This window comes from Vibrio sp. YYF0003 (genome assembly GCF_036350715.1).
GTDB classification, from domain to species: Bacteria; Pseudomonadota; Gammaproteobacteria; order Enterobacterales; family Vibrionaceae; genus Vibrio; species Vibrio natriegens.
The window spans coordinates 790,650-813,877 of record NZ_JAZDWA010000001.1; the positions used below are offsets into that span (position 1 = coordinate 790,650).

The 23,228-nt window shown below is 44.5% G+C and carries 18 protein-coding genes; 9 read left to right on the top strand and 9 right to left on the bottom strand.

The genetic code is table 11. The features are described 5' to 3' along the window. The first annotated feature begins 11 nt into the window (after positions 1-11). The gene (locus V1U08_RS03440; protein ID WP_330469924.1) at positions 12-1,067 is read left to right on the top strand and encodes a sugar phosphate isomerase/epimerase family protein; all 1,056 of its coding nucleotides are present in this window, start codon (positions 12-14) and stop codon (positions 1,065-1,067) included. Positions 1,068-1,158: 91 nt separating this feature from the next. Here the strand turns inward: V1U08_RS03440 and V1U08_RS03445 are convergent, their stop codons facing one another. Continuing rightward, on the bottom strand, positions 1,159-1,911 hold the full coding sequence (locus V1U08_RS03445) for an SDR family NAD(P)-dependent oxidoreductase (RefSeq protein WP_330469925.1): 753 nt from the start codon (positions 1,909-1,911) through the stop codon (positions 1,159-1,161). Between the two features lie 592 nt (positions 1,912-2,503). Here V1U08_RS03445 and V1U08_RS03450 point away from each other — a divergent pair. The 3 genes from V1U08_RS03450 to V1U08_RS03460 all read left to right on the top strand — a co-directional run bounded on the left by V1U08_RS03450 (position 2,504) and on the right by V1U08_RS03460 (position 7,049). Continuing rightward, positions 2,504-4,426, top strand: a complete 1,923-nt coding sequence (locus V1U08_RS03450; protein WP_330469926.1) for an oxidoreductase — start codon at positions 2,504-2,506, stop codon at positions 4,424-4,426. 255 nt (positions 4,427-4,681) lie between these two features. Continuing rightward, positions 4,682-5,836: an MBL fold metallo-hydrolase gene (locus V1U08_RS03455; RefSeq protein ID WP_330469927.1), complete on the top strand. Its 1,155-nt coding sequence runs from the start codon at positions 4,682-4,684 to the stop codon at positions 5,834-5,836. 181 nt (positions 5,837-6,017) lie between these two features. Then, positions 6,018-7,049: a LacI family DNA-binding transcriptional regulator gene (locus V1U08_RS03460; RefSeq protein ID WP_330469928.1), complete on the top strand. Its 1,032-nt coding sequence runs from the start codon at positions 6,018-6,020 to the stop codon at positions 7,047-7,049. A gap of 83 nt (positions 7,050-7,132) precedes the next feature. Here the strand turns inward: V1U08_RS03460 and V1U08_RS03465 are convergent, their stop codons facing one another. From V1U08_RS03465 to V1U08_RS03480, 4 genes are all read right to left on the bottom strand, one after another. Then, positions 7,133-8,563, bottom strand: coding sequence for a carbohydrate porin (locus V1U08_RS03465; RefSeq protein ID WP_330469929.1), 1,431 nt, complete (start codon positions 8,561-8,563; stop codon positions 7,133-7,135). Positions 8,564-8,752: 189 nt separating this feature from the next. Next, entirely contained in the window at positions 8,753-10,156 is a 1,404-nt protein-coding gene (locus tag V1U08_RS03470; protein ID WP_330469930.1) for a glycoside hydrolase family 1 protein, read from the bottom strand. A gap of 147 nt (positions 10,157-10,303) precedes the next feature. Beyond that, positions 10,304-11,683 (bottom strand): PTS transporter subunit EIIC, encoded by a 1,380-nt coding sequence (locus tag V1U08_RS03475; RefSeq protein WP_330469931.1) that lies wholly within the window; start codon positions 11,681-11,683, stop codon positions 10,304-10,306. Between the two features lie 400 nt (positions 11,684-12,083). Beyond that, the gene (locus V1U08_RS03480) at positions 12,084-13,007 is read right to left on the bottom strand and encodes a LysR family transcriptional regulator (protein ID WP_330469932.1); all 924 of its coding nucleotides are present in this window, start codon (positions 13,005-13,007) and stop codon (positions 12,084-12,086) included. Positions 13,008-13,159: 152 nt separating this feature from the next. Between V1U08_RS03480 and V1U08_RS03485 the strand changes: the two genes are divergently transcribed. Beyond that, the gene (locus V1U08_RS03485; protein ID WP_330469933.1) at positions 13,160-13,615 is read left to right on the top strand and encodes a nuclear transport factor 2 family protein; all 456 of its coding nucleotides are present in this window, start codon (positions 13,160-13,162) and stop codon (positions 13,613-13,615) included. Between the two features lie 48 nt (positions 13,616-13,663). Next, positions 13,664-14,611 carry an LLM class oxidoreductase gene (locus V1U08_RS03490; RefSeq protein WP_330469934.1) on the top strand — a complete coding sequence of 316 codons (948 nt, stop codon included), beginning with the start codon at positions 13,664-13,666 and terminating at the stop codon, positions 14,609-14,611. A gap of 98 nt (positions 14,612-14,709) precedes the next feature. On the opposite strand, the gene V1U08_RS03495 is transcribed toward V1U08_RS03490, so the two are convergent. Then, positions 14,710-15,363 (bottom strand): hypothetical protein, encoded by a 654-nt coding sequence (locus V1U08_RS03495; RefSeq protein WP_330469935.1) that lies wholly within the window; start codon positions 15,361-15,363, stop codon positions 14,710-14,712. A 237-nt stretch (positions 15,364-15,600) separates the two neighbouring features. Here V1U08_RS03495 and modF point away from each other — a divergent pair, with 237 nt between their 5' ends. After that, positions 15,601-17,055, top strand: a complete 1,455-nt coding sequence (gene modF / locus V1U08_RS03500) for a molybdate ABC transporter ATP-binding protein ModF (protein ID WP_330469936.1) — start codon at positions 15,601-15,603, stop codon at positions 17,053-17,055. 49 nt (positions 17,056-17,104) lie between these two features. Here modF and V1U08_RS03505 read toward each other — a convergent pair whose 3' ends face one another. Further along, a complete protein-coding gene (locus V1U08_RS03505) occupies positions 17,105-18,571 on the bottom strand; it encodes an EAL domain-containing protein (RefSeq protein ID WP_330469937.1) in 1,467 nt (488 codons plus the stop codon). Between the two features lie 362 nt (positions 18,572-18,933). On the opposite strand from V1U08_RS03505, the gene V1U08_RS03510 reads away from it, so the two are divergent. Together V1U08_RS03510 and V1U08_RS03515 are read left to right on the top strand one after the other, a co-directional pair. Then, positions 18,934-19,668, top strand: a complete 735-nt coding sequence (locus tag V1U08_RS03510) for an IclR family transcriptional regulator (RefSeq protein ID WP_014234603.1) — start codon at positions 18,934-18,936, stop codon at positions 19,666-19,668. Between the two features lie 6 nt (positions 19,669-19,674). Further along, entirely contained in the window at positions 19,675-20,517 is an 843-nt protein-coding gene (locus tag V1U08_RS03515) for an arginase family protein (protein ID WP_014234604.1), read from the top strand. A 78-nt stretch (positions 20,518-20,595) separates the two neighbouring features. Here the strand turns inward: V1U08_RS03515 and V1U08_RS03520 are convergent, their stop codons facing one another. Continuing rightward, complete coding sequence (locus V1U08_RS03520) at positions 20,596-21,885, bottom strand: DEAD/DEAH box helicase (RefSeq protein WP_020335264.1); 1,290 nt, start codon at positions 21,883-21,885, stop codon at positions 20,596-20,598. Between the two features lie 186 nt (positions 21,886-22,071). Then, positions 22,072-23,058 carry a CobW family GTP-binding protein gene (locus V1U08_RS03525; RefSeq protein ID WP_065298313.1) on the bottom strand — a complete coding sequence of 329 codons (987 nt, stop codon included), beginning with the start codon at positions 23,056-23,058 and terminating at the stop codon, positions 22,072-22,074. Positions 23,059-23,228: the final 170 nt, after the last annotated feature.

The window sequence follows — 23,228 nt, forward strand, 5'->3', positions numbered from 1 at the left end:
GGTAATTGATTATGCAACAAATTAAAGGTCCTGCTATTTTCCTCGCGCAGTTCATTTCTGACCAGGCACCATTCAACACACTTGAAGGGCTGGCAACATGGGCTGCAGAGAAGGGCTATAAGGCGCTGCAAATGCCAACACTGAATCCTGAGATCTTCGATCTGGAAAAAGCGGCAACAGATAAAGACTACTGTAAGCAAATTGAACTGACTCTTGCTGAGTTTGGTCTGCAAATCAGTGAACTTTCTACTCACATTCAAGGTCAGCTTCTGGCAGTTCATCCTGCCTATGAGCCCTTGATGGACCAGTTCGCTCCAGAGTCGGTGCGTGGTGATGCTACGGCTCGCTCTGAGTGGGCAACGCAACAACTCATGTTGGCTGCTCAAGCTTCTGCCAACCTTGGTCTGACCGCGCATGCGACGTTTTCTGGTTCGCTACTGTGGCCATACGTTTACCCATGGCCACAGCGTCCACAAGGTCTGGTTGAAGAAGGATTTGCGGAGCTAGCAGCACGCTGGCTTCCAATTCTGGATGCATTTGACGCGGCTGGTGTTGATGTTTGTTATGAACTCCATCCGGGTGAAGATCTGTTCGATGGTACAAGCTTCGAGCGTTTCCTGGAGAGCGTTAACTACCATCCGCGCGCCAACATTCTGTACGACCCAAGCCATATGCTACTGCAAGGCATGGACTACTTAGGCTTCATCGATCGTTACCATGATCGTATCAAAGCCTTCCACGTCAAAGACGCCGAGTTTCGCGCCAGTGCTTCGCAAGGCGTTTATGGCGGCTACGCAAGCTGGGTTGATCGTGCAGGAAGATTCCGTTCACTGGGCGATGGTCAGATCGACTTCGTGCAAATCTTCAGCAAGCTGACCCAATATGCATTTTCTGGTTGGGCGGTACTGGAGTGGGAATGCTGCCTTAAAGACTCGGAACAAGGCGCAGCTGAGGGTGCTCCTTTTATCCAACAGCACTTAATTAATCGTACCGAAAAAGCGTTTGATGACTTCGCTTCTGGTGCACAAGAAAAGAATCTAAACCGCAGCCTGATGGGCTTAGATTGAGAATGTAACCAAAGTCATTAATCTTCCGATCCAATTGAAAGCGGCGCTAATTTTAGCGCCGCTTTTGTTTGTCTGGATTGAAATTTCAGTTCTACGCTTGGTAACCATCAACCCCTTTAAATGACGAATAACCGTCATCGGCCATGATAGTGGAACCGTTAATCGCACTCGCTTCCGGTAACGACATTAGGTATATCGCATTGGCGATTTCAACCGGGTTAATAATGCGACCTTTCATGTGCAGTTTGCTGCCAATCTCTTCAATTGGCTTATCAATCATACCTGTCTTAACCCAGCCCGGCGCAACAGATACGACTCGCACACCGTACGGAGACAATTCTCTGGCAAGGGCTTGAGTCACCATTCGCACCCCACCTTTACTGGCGTGGTAGCCGATATTTTCCGTATTCGCTATCGAACCACAAATAGAACCTACGTTGACAATAACACCCGACTTATTCGCTGCCATTACTTTACCGACGTAGTGACATAACTGAATGGTACCCATCAGGTTGATCTGAATGGTGTTAAAAATGTCACTGAGTTCAGCTTCAATCAGAGAGACACGCTGCCCGACAACACCGGCTACATTTGCAAGTACATCAATGGTGCCAAATTTTTCTACCGTCTGCTCCACGGCCAGGCGACATTGCTCTACATCGGCGATGTTACACTCAATAAACACCGCTTCACCCAATGCTGAGAGCTCTGTCATTGCCAGCTCAATCACTTCTGGAGCATCAATGCTAGCGATGACGACTTTGTCACCCTGAGTCAGATATTTTTTCGCGGTTTCAAAGCCAATTCCACGTGTGCCGCCGGTCACCATAACAACGTTGTTCATTCTTTGTATCCTTTGTTATTTTCTTTTTCTATATCAAGCCCACTCCCCCACGGTATTAACCAACGGGATTCGCTTTAATATTATTTAACCTCACTATGAGCATTGTTAATAAGTAAATAAAGAGAATTAAATTCCTATCTGTCTGGAATCAAAATCCATAATAACGGAGTTACTACGACTTAATTGAAAATCATTCTGGTTTCACTCCATTTTCCCTATCTCTACCCGTCATCTAGCACAAATTAATCCCAACAAAAATGATGAACACTCTGGAATATTTTTCCACAATAAGCATTAAAACAGCAAAAATGTTAATGTGATGAGAGATAGCCTTTTAATCTTAAATTATTGTTTAATAAACATTTATATTAAATACAAACAAACTAACACGTTACATGCGCCTACAAACGAGCAACAATACTATCGCTTTTTAACCATATAATTAATGTGGATTGTTTTATTGACGCCATATATTATTTCCACGTCAACGGCTAAGAAGAGCATATTCCCTCTTACTGCTACATATTAGATATTAATTATTTTTTTTGATCTCAGACAAAATAATTAATATTTAATTCTGCGAGACCAAACTATGTTGAATCATGTATTTTCACCGATCTCAATCGGTAATATGGTGGTGAAAAACCGACTTGTAGTGCCTCCTATGGTTTCAAATTACGCCAACGAGGACGGAACTTGTACCGAGCAGTTCATTAGCTATCACGAAGAAAAAGCCAAAGGTGGCTGGGGACTCATCATTGTAGAAGACTACAAAATTAACCCTGAAGCGGGTGGGTTTGTGAAACTACCAGGCCTATGGGATGATTCTCAAATCGAAAGTCACCAACAACTGACTGAGCGTGTCCACCAGCACGGCGCTAAAATAGCGGCGCAAATTTATCATGCTGGTCGTGAAACCTGTGCAGAAATTACTGGTGTTCAACCTGTCGCGCCTTCCGCTATCCCTGACCCAGTCGTTAACGCAATGCCACGCGAGTTGTCTGTCGAGGAAATTCAACAGCTGGTTGAACAGTTTGGTGATACCGCTCTACGTGCAAAAAAAGCTGGTTTTGATGCGGTCGAAATTCATGGTGCTCATGGTTACCTGGTGAACCAGTTTATGTCGCCATTTTCCAACAAACGCATCGACCAATATGGTGGTACCATTCTCAACCGTGCTCGTTTCGCACTCGAAATCATCGCCAATATCAGATCCAAAGTCGGCACAGATTTCCCGCTTATCTACCGTATGTCAGTCAACGAGTTTGTGGAAGGTGGTTTGACAACCGAAGACAGTAAAGTCATTTCCATGTTACTTGAAAATGCAGGCATTGATCTCATTCATGCTTCTAACGGTGTGTATGCCAGCACGGAAACCATTATTCCACCAACGGCTGTTGGTCACGCTTGGAGTGCAAATATCAGTGAAGAATTGAAGAAAGTGGTTTCAATTCCCGTTATTGCTGTAGGTCGTATTAATGACCCATTAATCGCGGAATCGGTATTGCGCTCTAAGCAAGCTGATATGATTTCTATGGGTCGCGGATCATTGGCGGATCCACATCTGCCAAACAAAGCACAAGCTGGTCAGTTTGATGACATCATTCGCTGCATTGGCTGCTTACAAGGCTGTATTCAACGTAACGCGCAGCAACTGCCGATTAAATGTCTTGTTAACCCGATGACAGGTCACGAATCTGAACGACAAATTACTCCAGCATCGCGCGAGAAAAAAGTCTTCATCATCGGGGGCGGAATCGCGGGGATGGAAGCCGCCATTGTTGCCGCACAACGTGGTCATAAGGTAGAAATTTTTGAGAAAAATAGCCGTTTAGGCGGACAATGGGTGCTGGCAGCAATCCCACCGACAAAAGAAGAATTGGGTTCATTCACCGTTTGGCAGGTTAATCAGCTTAATAAACTGGGCGTTATTGTTCATCTCAATACCGAGCTTACACTGGACATGATCCGAGATAGCCAACCAGATAGCGTGATTATCGCGACCGGAGCTTCTCCGTTTGTACCGAATATACCTGGCAAGGATCTAAACCATGTATTGACCGCAAACGATATTCTTCAAGGTAGTGCTCAGGCAGGTAAGCGTGTTGTGGTTATCGGCGGTGGTCTGGTCGGCTCAGAAACCGCAGCACACTTAGCAAACCATGGGCATGATGTCTCTATCATAGAAATGAACAGCGATATCTTTGTCGGTACTCCTTCCGCGACCAAACAGTATCTAATGAAGGATTTGCAGCATCACAATGTAGCGATTCTGACCAACACTCAGGTCAAAGAAATCCATAACGATGCGGTGGTCGTTGAGAATGACGGACAACTTCAGACACTGGCTGCTATTGACAATGTCGTGATGGCTATCGGTTCACGCCCTGTGAGTTTCTCTGTCGAAGATCTAGAGCAACATGTCTCTGAGATCGTCACTATTGGTGATGCACAGAAAGTAAGAAAAGCCATGGAAGCAGTCGAAGAAGGCTATTTGGCTGGATTATCCTTGTAATCTAAGTCTTAGTCCCAACCTTGTAGCCACGGTCTTTTTGGTTGAAGACCGTGGCTTTTTACGATATCAAAACAAATAGGCAAAAATAAAATAAGAATGGGTCTTTATTCTCGACGGTGAATTGATGAGAATAGGCGGTTCAAATTTATGCATATGAATCTAAGATGCGCACGACTAAGTGTCTAATCAATCAGATTCAGCACAATTTCAATGTAACGCCACCTTAAACACGCCTAATAAGAATGTGGAGACCCAATGCGCCAAGCTGAAACTCAAACCATAGAGCTATCGTACCTAAAGAGCAAAAGGCTGTGGCCAAAACTACGCAAGTTACTCAAGGTTATTGTTGCTTTACTTGCTATTGTTGCCGCGGGTATCTACACCTATATGCTACAACCTCAGTTTGCCTCCCCTCAGGTAAAAGTGGACAATTACCAAGGTAAGTATATCGACGGGAAGTTTCACAATATTGAAGAGGTTCCGGTATCCACGTCAAGCGAAGGGGCATTAGTTGGATTCTATCGTTTCTTAACCGAACAGGTTGTCGATGCCGTTCCGGTCACCAATTTGCCTTCGGTAAAGTCGGACTTATTGGGGCTGAATCCGCGTGACAATGTTATGGTCTGGATGGGCCATTCCAGCTACTTTATCCAGTTAGACGGCATTCGCTACTTAATTGACCCAGTCTTCAGCGACAACGCTTCTCCGGTTCCCTACACCAATGTGGCGTTTCCTGGCAGCAATGTTTACACCGCCGATGATATTCCAGAGGTAGATTACTTATTGATTTCTCACGATCACTGGGACCACCTCGATTACCCAACCATCAATGCACTTAAAAATAAAATTAACCAAGTTGTGACGCCTATTGGTGTCGGCTCTTATTTCACGCAATGGGGATTCAAGCCGGAGCAGATCACAGAAGGCGACTGGTATGATTCGATCGCAACGCAAGAAGGCCGAATTCACCTCCTTCCAGCACAACACTTTTCGGGCAGATTGCTAAAGCGAAACCGCACGCTTTGGGCCTCATTTGCTATCGTATCCGGTCAGCATAAGATTTACCTTGGCGGCGACAGTGGCTATGGTGAGCACTTCAAGGCAATAGCTGAGGAGTTTGGCAGCTTCGATGTCGCAGTACTTGAAACTGGCCAATACAACGAAAACTGGCCATTCATTCATATGATGCCGGAAGAAGTCGCTCAGGCAGCCAAAGATCTCAACGCAAAAGCACTATTACCTTCGCACAATAGTAAATTCAAGCTGGCTAAACATGCCTGGTATGAACCGCTAGAGCGCATTACTCTGGCGAGCCAGAAACAGGATTACCGCTTAATGACGCCAATGATTGGAGAAATCGTTGGCTTAGAGGACAACAACCAGACGTTTTCTGAGTGGTGGAAACAGTAATACCCGTCTCAATAGATCAAAATCAGATAACTGGGGGGATTATTTTCGATATTCCCCCAGCCCAAAACATAAAAAGTTGAAAGCGTTTGATAGCAACTTGAAACAACTGGTAAATTGTTTTTAGACCAGTATTGCTTTACATTACTCACTAGTAATTTTTCTTTTTCGAGACTAAAAAAGCATGGCGACAATTTTGGATGTTTCTCGTCGGGTCGGCGTATCTAAATCCACGGTTTCCAAAGTTCTGAATGGTACCGGCCGAGTATCTGAAGCAACTAAAAAAGCAGTGTTTGAAGCAGTAAAAGAGTTGGATTACCGCCCTAATGTACTTGCGCGCTCGCTGTCTAAGCAAACGACCGATACCATAGGCCTTATTATTCCTGACGCGCATAATTCTTCGCAATACATCAATAATTTAATCGACATGACTCAGCGACTTGCGAATAAATCGGGCAAATTTCTGATGATATCTCAAGTCGATGGTAATGATATCGAATCCAGTATTCAGTCGATTCGCAAATTAGTTGATCGCCGCTGTGATGGCATTATCTATTACAAAAGCTCCCGCATTGAAGGCAGCGACATCGGTGACAAGTTAGAAAGCTTAATTGACGAATTACCAATTCCTCTGGTGGTGCTCAACCATCACTTAATCAATAAACCCGATCATTGTGTCTGGTTTGATCAGGCGGCCACTGCACGACTGGCTGTTGACTATCTGATTGATCATGGACACAAAGACATCGCTTACATTGCAGGTAAGTATCAGTTGTTAACCTCTCGCCTAAGGTTACAAGGCTATCAAGAGTCACTAAAAAGCGCTGGTATCGAATTAAATCCTCTTTTGATTGCTGAAGGATTTGATTGTCTGTATCAAGGGGGGTATGACGCTTGTACTAGCCTAGTAGAGCGAGACGTTCCGTTTAGCGCCATCTGTTGTTTCAGCGATGCGATTGCCATCGGAGCAATCAAGGCACTTCGGGAAAAAGGCATTGCCGTGCCAGAACAGGTATCGGTATTTGGCCTAGATAATGACGATGTCAGCAGTTTTATCGACCCACCTTTATCGACTATCGCCATGCCTGTTCATGAGATTGTCGATACGGCAGGTAGTATGTTGTTCAAATTGATGAATAACGATACGCCACCTACCTTAAAAGAATCATTAACGGGTAAGTTGATCGTGCGTGAATCTACGCAAGACCTACTCTAAGCCACGTGAGAACAACAAAAAAGCCACACCCGAGAGTGTGGCAAAAGAGCTAAGAAAAGTTCAGTTGTTTTCTACGTTTGGCATTACCACCAGATATCCGCTTGTACACCAAAGCTAAGCTGATCGGTGCCTCCATCGTTGAAAGTAAAGTTTGAAATTTCGTTATCTAGCGACTCCATGTAGTTTGCGTAGAAGCGGATTTCTGGTCTTGAACGCAACATACTGGTTGCCACTTTGAAAGTATGGAAAGCCGTTACTTTATAACCACTTTCAATGTAGTCTTCTCCATCCAGTACATTTTTCTGCTTGAAGTAGCCCAACTCCACGCCGGTCTGATTGTATTGATCCCAAATGTAGGCTGGACGAATTACCGCACGAACGCTATCTGTCTCTACATTCGCTGCACCACCATTAGCCACATAGGTGTAAAGATCGTCCCCGTGAGTCAGAACAAAAGCATGTGCCATAATGAACTGTTTATCAGCAAAATACATTTCGCCCTGAGAGAAAAAGCGTACCGCTTGCGCCCCTTTGCTGTCGTTCAAAACATATTCAGGGTTAGGTCCATCGATACTGCCAAAAGTACTCGCAATAGAGTTTGTCGCATAGTGCAATCCATACTGATTGAAGCCGCCTTCAGAAAAGTTTTGCGTCAACATCAGTACAGAGCTCAACGCGTCAGCCACTTCATAGCCAACCAACTCTTCGACTTTTGATTCATCATTAGGCAACTGATATTTGGTATAGAAATCAAGTGTCATATTCTCGGTCACTGGAATGGCTTTAAAGCGAATATCCAGCGCGTTGGTATTGAGTGTTTCTTTTTCTGTTTTCATCACATCATGCACAACGTTATTAATATCTACATATGAGTGATCAATAACGCTATTACTTGCATCAAAATCTTCACGTAATAAAGAAATACCTAAGTTCGAGAAACCAAGATCGATATTATCCAGACCTACACCGCCGCCTCCGGTGCCTTTATAACCTTTCCAGTCGAGAAGTTGAATTTCGTAGTCGACTTGTTTGTGTCTGCCCACCCAAAGTGACACATCTGGTGCGCCAGGAATAAATCCAGTTGTATCAACGTAAAGATCAGAAAACTGCAGCGCGCTTTGGTTATCGTAGCCAAACCCTTCCCATGCGTACTCCTGACCGACGTTGCCATCAATCATAGCGACTGCTTTTACGGTGCGGTTGTTTTCATTGTAAACCCGATGAGCGACCTGAAGATCATACCAACCAGCGAATGTGTAACCATTTCCTAATCGACCCAAAGAGCCTATCGCGTATTGCTTTGGTGAGCCTTGAGTACTAGTCGACCAACCACCACGAAAATAGCCAGAATAGACCGTGTTTCCATTGTCGTAATTAGTAAATTCTGGCAACGGTTTGGCACCCATGGATTCCACAGCCACTGCCTGACCACATAAGCCCAATGTCAAAGCTGTCATAGTAAAAGATTTAATTAGAGGGGATTTGACCAAATATAAAGGAGTAGATGATTTCATATTATTACCACTTAGTTTCACTTTATTTGGGTTGAAGGAACCCGCTCCATGCTCAGGAAAAACATGGAGGGGCTCTCTCAACTCTGGGGGATTATTAATTTATTGCTGCTTTAGATAGGGAGGTTAATTATTGACACCGTCCCTATTTCTTTATTTTTATTGCTGTATTCTCCCGATATTAAATAATCATTATTCGGAAGGAATAAGCTTTTCACCTTGCGATTCAATAATCGATTTGTACCAATAGAAACTCTTCTTCGGTTTACGCTCTAACGTGCCATTACCGTTGTCATCGCGGTCGACATAAATAAAGCCATAACGTTTAGCCAACTGCGCAGTTGAAGCACTGACCAAATCGATAGGTCCCCAAGAGGTGTAACCCATCACGTCGACGCCGTCCTGAATTGCCTCACCAATTTGGTATAAGTGATCGTTCAGGTACTGAATGCGGTAGTCATCTTCAACCACACCTTCTGCGTTAAGAACATCTTTCGCACCCAGACCATTTTCCACCACGAATAGAGGTAACTGATAACGGTCGTACAAGAAGTTAAGTAGGTAACGCAGGCCAACCGGGTCAATCTGCCAGCCCCACTCTGACGCTTTAAGGTGTGGGTTTGGCACCATTTCTAACATGTTAGCGTCCGCTTTATCAGAAATTGCTGGATCAGCACTTGCACAACCAGACATGTAGTAGCTGAAAGAAACAAAGTCGATGGTTTCTTTTAACGCTTCTTTATCTTCTTCTGTAATGTCGATTTCGATACCCAGCTCTTTAAACTTACGAGTCATATAAGTCGGGTAGTAACCACGCGCCTGAATATCCCCAAACATTAACCATTCGCGGTTTTGCTGTAGGGTTTTCATCACATCACTTGGATGACAGGTATACGGATATAAAACAGCACCTAAAATCATGTTGCCGATTTTCGCGTCAGGGATCATTTCATGACACGCTTTCACCGCTTTCGCACTCGCCACAAGTTGGTGGTGAATTGCCTGATAACGGGTTTGCTCATCAACTTCACGAGGCAGGCCTGCACCAGTAAAAGGTTGGTGAAGCGTTACGTTAATCTCGTTGAAAGTTAGCCAATGTTTCACTCGATGCCCATAGCGTGCAAACACCGTACGTGCATACTTCTCGAACATAGGAATCACATCACGGCTCGCCCAGCCTTGATACTCTGTGGCCAGATGAAGAGGCATCTCGTAGTGAGACAAGGTCAGCAGTGGTGTAATGCCATATTCTTCTAGTTCATCAAGTAGCTTGTCATAATGCGCCAGACCCGCTTCGTTCGGCTCTGCATCGTCACCATTAGGGAAAATACGCGTCCAGGCAATCGAAAGACGCAATGTCGTAAAGCCCATTTCTGCAAACATCGCAATATCTTCTGGGTAACGATTGTAAAAATCGATGGCAACATCCTTGATGTTAAAATCGCCATCAACCCTTTCTACCGGATCGCCAAACGCGCCTTTAGGTTGTACATCGGAAGTTGACAGGCCTTTCCCATCAGTAACGTGTGAACCTTCTACCTGGTTTGCAGCAATTGCGCCACCCCATAAAAAAGAATCTGGAAAACGAAAACTCATAACGATCTCTCCTCTAATTGTTCTGTAATTAAAATTGGTGAATAACGCTTACATCGCTTGTCACCTGTTTAAGGCAGTGAGGCCGGTGCAAAAACCTTTGTAAGTGGATTGCCTCACTGCTCGAAAATGATTGTGTTGGATTTAGTTTCAGGCTTTAGCTGTAACGGCATTCGCGCCATTCTGCTTTTCTGGGTTTAGAAGCAGTGTGCCGATAAACGCCAAGCCAAAACCGATTGAAATACCGATGACATAAGGGATAACAGGCTCAAATAATGGGATGCCTGGAATACTATGGAATGCAAAGCCAACCATTTTAACTTTCATCGTTGCTTCAAATGCCCCACCAACAGCCCCAGCTACCATCACCACTGGAATCGTTTTTCTGAAACGCATGATGATTCCGTAAATGACAGGCTCTGTTACGCCAGCAAGGAACCCTGACATCGCTGCCGGACCAGCAATTGCTTTAATGTTTTTGTCTTTAGAGCGTAACCAGAATGCAGCCGCAACACCGATTTGAGCGAAAGTACACGGAGCCCACATTGCAGCTATCGGATCGCCGCCTAAACCAATGTTGGCGATGATGATCGGCACAATGCCCCAGTGCAGACCAAAGACCACCAAAAACATCATCGACCCGCCGACAACTGCCCCCGTCAGAATACTACTGTGCGCAATTAGCCAGTTGAGTCCATCGGCAATCCAGTTGCCCAGATAAACCCCGAAAGGACCGAAAATAATCATGGTCAAAGGGACAACGACAAGAATACTGGCCATTGGAACCATGAACATTTGAATACTGTTCGGGCAGACTTTTTTTAGATATTTTTCAACCAAAGACAGCAACGCAATGGCGATAAAAATCGGAAACACACTAGAAGAGTAATTAATTGCAATCACAGGGATTCCAAAGAAATCAGCCGTTCCGCTATCAATTAAGCCGGTAAAATTAGGCTCTAATAATGAAGCACCGATTACCCCACCCACATAGCCATTTGCTCCCAACTTTACCGCTGCTGAAATACCTAAAAGGATCGGTAGAAAATAGAAAACGGCATTCGCGGCAGCAGACAGAATCAAGTAAGTAGATTCGGTTTTTTCCAGCATATTAAACATCACTAAAACGGCAATTAGCGCTTTTAACATACCTGCACCAGCAAGTGCTCCAATCAACGGAGACAAACTTCCCGAGATAACCTCAAAAACTTTGCTAACAACGCCAACCTTTTGCTTTGCTGTATTCGTTGTCGTTTTAGCGGTTGCGTCCGTGTCACTGATATCTCCGGATAACAGTTCCTGAAGAGCAGAATGTACATGAGATACCTGATTACCGATGATCACTTGGAATTGACCACCACTTTCAACAACACTCAGAACCCCTTCCAGGTTTTGAATATCATCTTTTTTAGCTCGAGAATTATCATTCAAAGTAAAACGTAAACGGGTTGCACAATGGGTCAATGCATCCACATTTTCTTTTTCACCAATAAGGTGTAGCAGGTTTTTAGCAAGGTTCGAGTAGTTCACTTCATTACCCCAATATCGTTAGTTTTATAAAAAGTAGGAGCTCCTTTGATGAGTAAACTAACTGAGAAACCGGTTTCCCAAAAGTGTGTAATTTATAATTCGTGACGACTTTCACACACAAAATCATAAGCAAATAAAATACAATGAGTTATCTATCAACTAGAAAACCTCTCTCTAAAAATATAATTTACCATTTAAATTCATATGGTTAACTAAACTTTAGAGATATTTTTATTTTCTATAACTAATTATAAAAAACCAAACAAAGGAAATCGGTTTCTCATTTAATTAATGGTCTGATTTAATTAATAAAAGAGAGAGGCTCGAATTAGAATTTGTAAGAAAAAAGGGCAAAGAGTCAGCCCTTTTTAGTGAGGTGATTAATTGGCTTAAACAATATTTATAAGTGATAGACAGACGTAGGAGACTGTGACTCTTCAAGTAACGCATCAATCACGACGCGTTGACGCGGTTTCAAATAACGAGAGCGCGGCCAAACAGCATGTATCGGCATTTCCGCCCCCGCCCACTGATCCAACACGGTAACCAAAGCGCCCGTTGCTAAGTGCTCATTGACCAGCCACGTAGGCAGTTGACTTAACCCCAGCCCACTTAGCGTGGCATCCACCATTGCATCGCCGTCGCTAAAGTCATAACGACCTCGGATTACCTGAGAAAATGACTCGCCGTTTGGCTGACAAAATAGCCAAGCTGGCTGAGTGCTACGCCTACTACCAATGATACAATCGTGATCGAGCAGCTCAGTTGGCGTTTCGGGTGCACCTTTGCGCGATAAGTAACTGGGGCTGGCACACACCACTAAACGTTGGCGACCAAGTTTCCGCGCAACCAAATCCGCATCATCTTCCAGCGTGCCTATGCGTACCACCAAATCTACCCCTTCGTCGATCAGGTTGATTCGTCTTTCCGTAAAATTAACCGACATGTCCAGACTCGGATAGTCAGTCGCAAGACGTGATAACACTGGTAACACATGTCTTCGTCCAAAGGCCGCCGGCAGGTGAATATTCAAACGCCCCGAAATTTGACTACTGCCCGCAACCACCCCGGATTCGAGGCTTTCAATCTCGTCTAATATTGCCACCCAGCCATCGAAGAACCGTTGCCCCTCCGGGGTTGGCGTCAAACTGCGAGTTGTTCTGTGCAGCAATTTGGTTCCGAGTTTTTGTTCTAAACGGGTCACGCTTTTACCCACCGCCGACCCAGTCAGCCCCAACCTCTCTCCGGCCGCAGTGAAAGAGCCAGTTTTGAGTGTTTCAACATATTCAACGACACCGGAAAATTGAGTCTCATACAATTTCATTGTGGAATCCAAGGACTAAATAAATGGAATTTAAACTGTATTATCATTTTTAAACAAGTCAATAGAATACTTCCATACCAGATGAAATTGCACGGTTTGATTTCCGCAGCAACGGTTCTGAACCTAATTCAACTCGCAGACGGAGATATTCCATGACTGACCAAATTGATATGAGACGTATTCAGGCGCTATTAGATCGTGAAGAAATCAGAGCCTTGCGTTTGCGCTATAGCCAACTTCTAGACGGCGGACAAGCAGAACGTATGGATGAAGTCTTTACTGAAGACGCTGAAGTCAAAGTAACCGTCGGCTCTATGCAGGGCCTGGATGAAATTAAGCAAAGCCTTGCTGACGCTTATAAAATGTTCGACACCAAAGATCGCAAGCACTTCCCTTTCATCCATGCAGTCACTAATCATGACATTACGCTTATCGATGAAAATCACGCGAAAGGCAGTTGCTACCTGCTCGACTTCGTTACAGACAGAGAAAGTGCACAGCACCCATTTTTACTGCTTGGCCATTACTTGGATACATACATTCGCGTAAATGGTGAATGGCGAATTTCCCATTCTGAGCTTGATGTTCTTTGGCCCGACGCTGAGTAATCCTCGCCCGCACTACGAATACACTGAAGGAATTAAAAAGAGACAACCATGACAGAGACACTGAATCCAAGTTTTACGCGCGTGTTTTCCGAAGACAAGCTCACGATCGGACTGCTGACGCCGTTGGAAGGTTATCCTAGCTCACCATTTCCTACATTGGCAGACCACCAGCATACCGCTCAGTTAGCAGAGCAAGCAGGCTTTGCCAGTATTTGGTTACGAGATGTACCTTTTTACGATCCAAACTTTGGTGATGCAGCACAGATGCTCGACCCATTCGTTTATGCGGGATACATGGCGGCAGCCACTAAGTCGATTACACTGGGCACTGCCGGAATTGTTCTCCCATTGCGTGATCCTATTTCCGTTGCTAAACAATCCGCTTCTTTGGATTACTTAACGGGAGGAAGATTCGTACTTGGACTATCTACTGGAGACCGCCCGATAGAATACCCAGCATTTGGTGTAGACTTTGACCAACGTGCAGAGTTATATCGCGAATCAGTTGAAATGATTAAAACACTGCATAGTGACTCCTTTCCAAGGATGCAAAGCCGTCATTACGGCAATCTCACTGGCAATTTAGACATGCATCCTAAACCAGCAAATGGCAAAGTAACGATGATGGCGGTAGGTCGATCTTGTCAGCCAATTGACTGGTTGGCTCGCAACGTCGATGCTTGGATTTGGTCCGTCGATGATGAACGAGCAATCACTGAGATCATCGCATCCTTAAAAGTCGCAGCGGGAGATCGCCCTGCACCTAAATACGGTTACGCAACCTTCTTTGACCTTGACGCTAACCCTAATGCGCCATACCAAAGATTCTACAATGTGGTACGCATTGGTCGAAATGCACTGATAGAACGATTGAAGAAACACAGAGAGTTGGGTGTTCGTCATATTGCCCTGAATCTCAAACCTTCACGTCGACCTGCGAACGAGGTCATAGAGGAAATGGGTGAGTTCATATTACCCGCTATCAATCAGAACTAAAGGCAGTTAAAAATGAGCAATGCACTCTGAATGCATTGCTCATTATTGGAGTCAACCTTCGGCACTTTAGTGTTCAGAGAAAAACACTCGATAAAAAATCAACCACCCTCGATAGCCGCCAGTGGAACTTGATAAACTTCTTTACCATTAATGACCACCGTCCAGGTGTCGCCTTCCAAATCCGCTTTCACTTCTCGGTTGGTTGCGTTTACGTAATCGGTCATAAAGTTAATCGTAAACTGCTCGCCTGCCGGACTTTGCACCACGATACTGGCTTGATTGTCTTCCATGCGTAAGATACCCGCAGGACACGTGCCGAAATCTTCCTGCCCTTCTGCACGGCAACGCAATAATGTTGTTGCATCGTAGTCATCAGTCGAGAAAGGAGACGTCGCATTATTCGTGTCCGGATTTAACGCATCTGTATTCCAGTAAACGTAAACACTTTCTTCAGGGAAACGAAAAATTAAGCCCTGATCGCCCAAATCACTCTGGCGATAAACCATGTTGCTATTCTGATCGGTAAACTCCCCGGGGGTGTCGCCTTTTGGTGAAAGTTCATGCACAACGCCATCACTGCGATTTATTGTTATGTAACCACTGCGCTGACTAAAAGTACAAGCGATCATCTTCTCCGCATTGTCATCGCCTGCTTTGTAGATATCACAACGGCTCTCGGCTGAATCAGCATACGAGATCGAACTCGTGGCTAAGCCAGCTACAAGGGTGAATAACATAAGACCAGCTCTCATAATACCTCCTACAATTTGTTACTTAATCCACGCTAATGACCGATGAGCGCGCTCCCAGAAACAAAAAAAGAATAGTTCTTAGCCTCCTATTGGGCAATTAAACCAAGTTGTCGAGAAAGCCATTTGCATCATGTTTAAAGCCGCTTCTCTGAGATTCATCTATTTACGCCAGTCACTCAGGCTTGGTATAACAACAGAAAGAAAAAGAAATAAAGTTCATACAAGAAAGGAAGCACAGTGAAGATTTGTTTAGACAACGTAATTGCAAAAGGGAACACCTCCAACTTAACCATTGAGCATTGGAAAATAGAAAGCGGACATTGCTGGGGCATTTTCAGTGCCGAAGGAGATATCGGTTCTTTGCTTGGGGACTTACTTTGTGGGGAGCTTTTGCCAATCGATGGCACGTTAGATCTTGGCGGATTAAAAGTAGCCCAAGTCTCTTTGTCTGAACAACAGCGACTGCTCGATTCTGAACTCAAAAAAGATGACACCGACTTTCTCGACCGAATTGACCAGGGCAGCACCGTCTATGCGTTAATATTTGAACGCTGCCAGAATGAAGCGCTGACTCTAAAACTTATCGAAGAGCTCGATCTCTCGCACCTTCAGCAAAGTGGTTTCCGTGTGTTGTCTACTGGCGAAACCAGAAGAGTGATGCTGGCACGCGCTTTGGCCACACAGCCTGATTTAGTCTTATTGGACAACCCTTTTACCGGATTGGATGTCAGTCATCGAGCAGCACTGGCCGACTATTTGCACACATTATCTCAGTCGCTACAAATGCTGATCACCTTTTCTCGTGAATCCGATATGCCAGAGTGGATTGACCGCGTGGCTCTGTTTAACGCTGGCAAACTCGACAGTACCATGGATAAACAAAGCTGGGATCAACACCCAATCATTGAGCAAATAAAATCTCAGTCGGAGAAACAAAGTGAAGAAATGATGGCACTTATACGCCAGCATCAACACGCTACCCATTTTGAAAACCCAATCTTTGAGCTGAAAAATGGTCACGTCGAATATACCGATAAAAAGATTTTTACAGACTTGAACTGGCGCATCGACAAAGGCCAACACTGGCAGGTAAAAGGACCAAATGGATGTGGTAAAAGTACGTTACTAGGGATGATCTTCGGCGATCACCCGCAATGTTACAGCAACGACATCCATATTTTTGGTAAAAAGCGCGGCTCGGGTGAAACCATCTGGGAGATCAAGCAACACATCGGTATGGTTTCCTCCGCGTTGCACCTGCAGTACCGTGTTAACTGCAGCGCATTAGAAGTGATTTTGTCTGGGTTCTATGACTCGATTGGTTTGTACCATCAACCAACACGCAAAGAGTTGGAAGTCGCGAAAGAGTGGCTTGAAATCCTGCATATGAGCCAATACCAGAAAACATCGTTCCGACAATTAGAGTACGGACAGCAACGCTTGTTACTGATTGCACGAGCGATTGTAAAACAGCCAACCTTGCTGATTCTGGATGAGCCATATCAAGGGTTAGACTTTTTAGGCCGACGTCTGGTCAAGAATACCTTAGAGCTCATCGCGCGCGAAAACTTAAGTCAGTTACTTTATGTCTCTCATTATCAGGAAGACCGTTTAGACAGCATTAAAAACGATCTAGAGTTTGTATTCGATAATGATGTGCAATGCTATCGAACTCAAATTCTTCAGTCATAACGAGCACAACAATAGTTCCTGAACTATGGATCCTGAATACAGTATCCGTTCAGGTGACTGGCTGTCGCGCGAGTTGACGGTATGGTAACGGCTTGGAATAGAGGTAGCCCTGATGATATTGAACGCCCAATTTCTTCAGGTGCTCCGCTTGCTCAGGCGTTTCGACACCTTCGGCAATGAGCTTAACCTTTAACTCATCGGCAAAGTAAACAATCGCATTCAAAACTGACGAACTCACGCTTTGGATGCCGATTGTGTCGACAAAGCATTTATCGATTTTCAGATAATCAATGCGCATGTGTTGCAGAAAAGCTAACGAGGTCTGCCCCGTTCCAAAATCATCAATCAGTACATCGATACCATATACTCTCAGTGCGGCAATGCATTTGCGCGCCTCATCATCAATTAACTGACGTTCTGTAATTTCTATTCCCAGAGACACGTTATTATTGTTTAGTTGTCTATGGATAAGTTGGATCTTCCTTATTACGTTTGGCTCGACGAGATATCCCGGAGGAACATTCACACTTAAGTGCACAGGGTGAGTAAATCTCAGTTTAGTGAAATCTTCCGCTGCTTTTTCTAACACAAAATCTGTCAGGATCGATACCAACCCACTCTGCTCCGCAGCGGGAACAAATTTGTCCGGTGCAATAAAACCTTTTTGTTGGTGTTCCCAACGTACCAACGCTTCATATCCAAACACATCCCCACTCTCTGCATCTATCTGAGGTTGGTAATACAGCGTCAAATCCTCTCTTCTTAACGCCTTTTTTAACTGCGAAACCAAGCTACGACGAGGATCAAAAAGCATGCGAACCATATAAAACAACAGATAAATCATTAATATGACAGGCACTGTGTACACCAGATAAGACAGCGTTCTTTGGTTTACAAACAGGTCACTTGCTTCACTCAAGGCTTCATAGTCGAACATGGTTGAAGACTTAGTCGCTATAGGATTAGTGCCGTTTCTTGTGGCATCAGGAGGGGTAACCTGACCATGAATAAATAGCGCTGAGCGTTTGAAACGTAGGTCGTTGTTAAAACCTATCGTCACTCCAAAATAATCTCGATCAATAACTGTCACAACCTGATCGTTATGAGCGCCAAGAGTAACCATAAACAGGAATGGCTCAGGTAAATTTTCTACTCTGCCAAGAGCCAGTTTCTGGCCTTGAGGAAAAGTTAGATAATCAGCCAAAGGCTTGTTTACCTTACCAAGCTTTGAAGAACAAATAATGTCATTTCCTTTGACGATAAGCATCTCATCAATATCTCGCTCAAACATCAAGTTCTGCTGGAGTTGTTCGCAATTTTCCGGGTGAAGTAATGCCTTTCTATTTTCAGTTTCAACCTGATACAAAATTTCATCGGCAATAGAGATGTTTCGATCTAAAAGATGCTCAAGTTCGCTTTGCACACTCTCTCGCGCGAAGTAAATCGCGCTAAAAATCATCAGAGGAATAGGGATTGAAATAATAATGAGTTTGTTTAAAAGCGCTTTATTAAGCATGTAAGACAACCTTTATCAACCGACCCTATCTGGTGCCAGAAAAACCTTCCTTGGAAGATTAACGAAATACAGGTTTTTCATAAGATACTGTGAGTATGCTACTCACCTGGTAGGACCGCAAACAAAACAATGAGTTGATTGTTTATTCGTAAATCAACTCATATCTTGAGGTGATTTGCGGGTAATTACCATTTGATGCGCAACGAATGCTCAGCCGACTCACCTTTGAGACAAAACCATGAGTTTCACCCCGGCCCAAGCTTTTCTCACCCAATAAGAATTGCCCACAAAAATTATTTTTATTTTCTCAGTGATTAAGAATTATAGTTGTCCTATATCATCCAACAAGTTACAACCTATACATGACAACAAGCAAAGCAAACGCTAATCAGGTAAACGAAAAGGCGCTGCAATTATTAATGAAAGTAGCGGTAAGCCAATTCCCAGTATCTGCGAAAACACTAAGTGAGCAATTAAACGTACCATTGAGCAGTCTCTATCGGCATTTGAAACTGCTAAAAGAATGGAATTTGATTGAAGAAAGCGTCCACGACAAGACATTTGTAGTAGGGCCAGCTGCGCTACTTTTGATGCACAGTTATGAAAGCTCACAACACGGTCTTGATATGGTTGAAACCATCTTGGCTCGCTTAGTTCAGCAGACCGGAGAAATGGCGGCCTATATGGTTCCTTCTGGTTATCGGGCATTGTGTGTCAGACAAAAAGAAAGTATGCAGGCGCTACGGTGCAGCTTCGTCCAGGGTCAAAGTCAACCCCTGCTTCGTGGCGCCTCATCCAAAGTGATGCTGGCTTATATGCCTAAGAGTCGTGGCGAGAAGATCTTACGTTACTTCAAACAGGACCATTGTCTTGATGAATGGGAACAAGAGTTTGCCACGATCAGAAAACACGGATACGCCGTCAGTACTTCCGAAATTGACCCAGGTGTCTCTGGTATCAGCGCACCAGTCATGAAAGGAAGTAAACTCGTTGGCGCAGTTTCGGTTATGGCTCCAGCTCACAGGGTCGAGAAGGACAAGCAACGTATCGTTTTACACGTGTTGCAGGCGGCAAGGGCACTACCACCAGAAAGGTAATTCATCATGTTGGGCTTTTTCAAACGATATAAATTTCATCAAACAACACATACACCAGTTCAGCACTACCCATTTTCATTTATGACGGTTTGTGAGCACGTTGCTCCGATGTCAAAAGGCGCGTTTGAATTAGCGAATCAAAGCTTAGAAAGTGCGAGCGAATGGCTTTATCAGCAACATGATCAAACTACAGCTGCGCATTGTGGTCATTTTACTCATGCTCAATTAGAGAACGGGGATTTTCAGGAAGCACTTAGCTTGGCACTTTCCCGTCACTCTATTCCAGTATTGGTAACCAATTGCACGGAAGCCATCTTGTCTATGCTGCCAGTGGTCGCTGCCTGTCAGGATGATGTGGGTATTTTGCATATTGGTCAAAAAATGCATTTGAAGCCGACATTAGAGCCAAAGGTAGGGTCAGCATTTCATTTTGCGCTTTCCCGCTACCCAAACGTTAGGCTGCTTTTTGCGGGTGTTAACCAACATGATACCAAGCAAGAGACATGGGAATATGCTGAGGACCAAGGCTGTGACTGGATCACCGATAAAGAGTTTACTTTTCGACACCGTAATCATGTCAAACAACAAGTAGGCAATTATCTCGACCATTGCGACCAAGTGATTATTTCGGTTGATTTAGGTTCACTTATCGCCAAAAACGACCTTGATGGTGATATGTCTTTAGATATTCAAATGGTACTGAGAACCATCAGGCTATGTTTAGTATCGGGCAAAGTAAAAGCCATACAGTTGGTTGGTGATCGTGACCGTCTCGTCTATTCAAGACAAACGAAAACGATCATTGAGGAGCTGTATCAAATAGCGCCACTTCTCGATCACGCTGCCTGATAGCAAGATGGAACCGATAAAATAAAAGCGCCCTCCAACTGAAGGGCGCTTTTGTTCAACTCATTTCGTCAATATTGGTTATTTCGCTCGACGTGCTTTCAAACGCTTCACCATTGCCAAACGGCGTTCTGCTGACCCTTGGTCGGTTGCAGATTGGTTAGGGTTATTACGACGTCCTTGACGGTTTTTAAATGCCGGTTTGGAGTTCAGCTTTTCGATGTACGATTCACGCTGCTTTGGTTCATAACCAGCGAGTTCAATACGGCGAATTCGTTGTTGAATCAAGTTTTCAACTTGTACAACAGTCAGCTCTTCATCTCGGTTTACGAAAGAAACCGCGTGCCCTTGCTTACCAGCACGACCAGTACGGCCAATACGGTGAACGTAGTCTTCAGCAAGGAACGGCATATCGTAGTTCACAACATGTGGCAGATCCGCGATATCCAATCCACGAGCGGCAACATCGGTTGCTACCATTACGCGTACTTTGCCTGATTTGAATTCTTCAAGCGCACGACGTCGAGCACTTTGCGCTCGGTCACCGTGACAAACTGCCGCTTTGATACCATCAAGCTTCAATTCTTTAACCACTTCGTTCGCGGTTTCTTTGTAGTTCACAAACACCAACACTTGTTGCCAGTTTTTGCGACCAATCAGTTCAGAAAGCAGCTCTGTTTTACGTTCTTGATCAACCGGATAAAGTACGTGAGCAACGGTTTGTGCGGTTGTATTTGCGCGTTCAACTTCAATGCGTTTTGGTTTACGTAAAATGTCTTTTGCTAATAGGTTAAGCTGGCTGGACGTCGTTGCAGAGAACATCATGATCTGCGGATCCGTGTCCACATCAAGCATGATTTTACGCACCGCGTGAATAAAGCCCATATCCAAAATACGGTCAGCTTCATCAAAAACGAGGAACTCTAGATTGGCAACTGAGACATTACCTTGCTCAATGTGCTCTTCCAGACGACCCGGTGTGGCGACCAGAATATCGACGCCGTTTTCAAGCGCTGAGACTTGTGAAGACATTTTACGGCCACCAAAAACTGCCACCACCGATAGGTCGGTATATTTGGTGTACGCTTTGATGTTGTCAGCAATCTGCTCTGCCAGTTCACGCGTTGGAGCAAGAATAAGCGCACGCGCCGTCTTACGTGAAGCACTGTGATCACTGTCTAGCAGTCGCTGAATCATAGGCAATGAGAACGCTGCAGTTTTACCAGTACCAGTCTGGGCTGTAGCGAAAATATCATGGCCTTTACGAGCCATTGGAATCGCCTTCTGTTGAATTGGCGTTAACTTTTCATAACCGCATTCTGCCAGCGCTTTTACCACTTCTGGTGCAAAACCTTGAGATGAAAATGACATTGAGCGTATTCCTTAAACAAACCACTAAAAATAGCGTTAAAAATTCAGCCGTGCACTATACCCGAATTTAAGTGATTTATCTCACTTTTCTCTCTTTTTTCAGTTTTAAGTCTGTGCAAACAGATTAAGCGGCAAACACTAACGCCACATTGCTTGACCGCTTAAGGGAGATAACCAGGTAACTCGTTACTTCTCTATCCCAGAAAGTTTAAGTAAAACACTTTCTAACTCATCCCAAGGGAGCAACTGAGAGTCGATCACTTCTAATCTCGATTCAAACCCTTCAAGGCTGATTTCATTCACCGTAACTACCGCATTCGCGACATTAAATGCGTAACATCCCCGGTCTGTATTCACTACAGCTTTTACTCGCTCTGCCGTTAAGGCCGATAGCATAGAGAATAGCTGATCGAAATCGAACGTATGCTCTGCGCCAAATAGCCAACCACAACTGAAATACCCCTGCCCCTTATTCTCTTTACGAATGAAAGCTTCGCCCGGTGGCAGTTGGAATTGTGGTTCTTGATGCGCGTGTTCATGATGGTGAGACTCAATATGTGAAGAAGCACTGCCATGAACTCGTTCAATATCTAAAACTTCAATAGGTAGATCGCCGTCATGAATCAACTTGCTAAACACTTTTGATGGAGACTGATCGGTGATCCAGTCGCTAAATACATCGATGTCATGGCTAGAACAAAGGTCTACTTTGCTACCAATAACCACATCCGCGCAATCTAGTTGATCACGGAAGTTTTGATTGGAAAGGTGCTTCTCATCACTCAGATTACGTGGGTCCACCAATGCGATGGTCGCTTTAAGATCAACATAAGGCTGATACTGCTCAGACGTTAATGTCGCAATCACTTGTTTTGGATGACCAAGCCCTGTCGGTTCGATAAGCAAACGATCGGGCTTTTGACGCAACAGCGCAGTAATTCCCACCGACATAGGAACGCCTGCGGTACAGCACATGCAACCGCCAGGGACTTCTTTTATCAACGCACCTTGGTCAGTCATCAAAGCGCCATCAATACCGATCTCACCGAATTCATTCACTAAGACTGCCCAATTTTCGTCTGCTGGTTTTTTCTTTAGCAGGTTTAAGATCGTCGTCGTTTTACCTGATCCCAAAAAACCAGTCAGTATATTGGTAGGTACTCGATTTGACATGCTTTTCTCCGACGTTAGTGCATTCATACTCTGGCAAAGTATACGGACAACGTGATGTGCTTCAATAATTTTGTCGCTGTAGAGCAGATACAACAGCGAATCACTCACGTTGATTATATTAATGATAAATATCTCTTCGAAAAATCTTCAAGCGGTAAACGTTAAGCTGT